Raw genomic sequence first — 1,763 nt, 5'->3', positions numbered from 1 at the left:
CCGCGCAGCGTGGCCGGGTCGATGCCCGCGCGCTCGAACGCCTCCCACGACGTCTCCAGCAGCAGCCGCTGCTGCGGGTCCATCGCCAGCGCCTCACGCGGCGAAATACCGAAGAACGACGCGTCGAAGTCCCCGGCGTCGTAGAGGAAACCGCCCTCACGCGCGTACGACGTCCCCTGACGGTCCGGGTCCGGGTCGTACAGCCCCGCAAGATCCCAGCCACGGTCGGACGGGAACTCCGCAATCGCGTCCCCACCCGCCGTCAGCAACTCCCACAGCTCCTCCGGCGACCGCACCCCACCCGGGAAACGGCAGCTCATCGCCACGATCGCGATCGGATCATCGGCCACCGCGACCGCAGGCGCGGCCACACCACCACTCACCGCAGCATCCGCGCCCAGCAACTCCGTGCGGAGGTGGTCGGCGAGGGCGGTGGCGTTCGGGTAGTCGTAGATGAGCGTGGCGGGCAGCCGCAGGGCGGTCGCCGCGTTCAGCCGGTTGCGGAGTTCGACGGCGGTGAGCGAGTCGAAGCCCAGCTCCTTGAAGGCCCGTCCGGCCTCGACCGCCTCGGCCCCGCCATGCCCCAACACCGAAGCGACCTGCGTACGCACCAGCTCCAGCAGCGTCTGTGCGCGCTCGTTCTCCGTCAGGCCGGACAGCCGCTCCGCGAGTGTGCCGGTCCCGGCGGTGGCGGCCACGCGCGGCGCGCCCTCGGCGGCCGGCGCCGGACGCGCGGCCCGTACCTCGCCGAACAGCACGCTCGGCCGTACGGCGGTGAACTCGGCCAGGAACCGGTCCCAGTCGATGTCCGCGACCGTCACGGCCGTGTCATCGAGGTCCAGCGCCTGCCGCAGCGCGGTGAGCGCCGACTCGGGCGCCATCGGCGGCACTCCGTCACGGCGCATCCGCCGCGCCAGCGCCTCGTCGGCGGCCATGCCACCTTCGGCCCACGGGCCCCAGGCGATCGAGGTGGCAGGCAAACCCTGGGCGCGGCGCAGCTCGGCCAGCGCGTCCAAGTAGGCGTTGGCCGCCGCGTAGTTGCCCTGCCCGGCGGCACCGATCGATCCCGCGAACGAGGAGAAGAGGACGAACGCCGAAAGGTCCAGGTCGCGCGTCAACTCATGGAGGTTCTGCGCGGAGGTGGCCTTGGCGCGCACCACGCGCTCCAGGCGCTCGGCGTCCAGCGTGTCCACAAGGCCGTCGTCCAGCACACCGGCCGCGTGCACGACGGCGGTCAGCGGGAACTCGGCCGGTATGGACGCGAGGAGCTCCGCGAGCGCGTCCCGGTCCGCCACATCGCACGCGGCAACGGTCACCCGAGCACCCGACGCGGCCAGCTCATCCCGCAGCTCCACCGCACCCGGAGCCTCCAGCCCCCGGCGGCTGGTGAGCACCACATGCTCGGCGCCGTTCTCCACCAGCCAGCGAGCCAGATGCGCACCCAACGCACCCGTGCCACCGGTCACCAGCACCGAACCCGAGGGCCGCCAGCCCTCGTCGTCCGGCGTCCGGGCCCCGGAAGCCTCCGTCAGCCGCCGTCCGAAGACGCCCGAGCCGCGAACGGCGACCTGGTCCTCGCCACCGGCCCCGGCCAGCACACCCGCCAGCCGCCCGAGCGCACGCTCGTCGGCCGTCTCGGGAAGGTCGACCAGACCGCCCCACCGCTCCGGCAGCTCCAACGCCGCCACGCGACCCAGGCCCCACACGAGCGCCTGGCCCGGGCTCACCGCACCATCCGAACGCCCCACCGACACCGCACCCCG

The 1,763-nt window shown here is 73.6% G+C and carries 1 protein-coding gene; it reads right to left on the bottom strand.

The window, feature by feature from the left end:
• Nucleotides 1–1,763 (bottom strand): type I polyketide synthase (locus KN815_RS31850; RefSeq protein ID WP_253209360.1); only part of this gene is annotated, 1,763 nt, incomplete at both ends.

It is taken from the genome of Streptomyces niphimycinicus (genome assembly GCF_018883605.1).
Classification (GTDB): domain Bacteria; phylum Actinomycetota; class Actinomycetes; order Streptomycetales; family Streptomycetaceae; genus Streptomyces; species Streptomyces niphimycinicus.
This window is presented reverse-complemented; position numbering and strand designations above follow the sequence as displayed.